Source organism: Acinetobacter johnsonii, assembly GCF_048551975.1.
In the GTDB taxonomy this organism is placed as follows: Bacteria; Pseudomonadota; Gammaproteobacteria; order Pseudomonadales; family Moraxellaceae; genus Acinetobacter; species Acinetobacter johnsonii_A.
Genome location: NZ_JBIMCF010000101.1, coordinates 1 through 337, shown reverse-complemented (window position 1 = coordinate 337; position 337 = coordinate 1). Strand labels below are relative to the sequence as shown.

1 pseudogene is annotated in these 337 nt (G+C 38.6%); it reads left to right on the top strand.

The window, feature by feature from the left end:
• Nucleotides 1-2: 2 nt before the first annotated feature.
• Nucleotides 3-296: pseudogene (locus ACG9ZB_RS16795) on the top strand (transposase-like zinc-binding domain-containing protein); the annotation flags it as partial.
• Between the last annotated feature and the right edge of the window lie 41 nt (nucleotides 297-337).

Sequence of the window (337 nt, the reverse complement as noted above, 5' to 3'; positions counted from 1 at the left end):
GTATAAAGAAAAATGGCATCAAAGTAGATGGGAAACAAAACTACCAATGCAAAGACTGCAAACGTCAGTTTATTGGTGACCATGCTCTGAGCTAGCTAGGATGTAATTCTGGCATTACTCGTAAAATATTACAGTTAATGGTCAGAGGCAGCGGTATACGAGAGATCGCTGAAGTTGAGCGCATTAGTATCGGTAAAGTCTTACGGACTTTAACTGAATCGGCCTATCAAATTCAGCCTAAACAAAGTCATTATGAATCTCTCGAAGTAGATGAATTCTGGACATTTGGTGGAAATTAAAATAATAAACAATGGCTTATTTACGCCCACCATCGAGA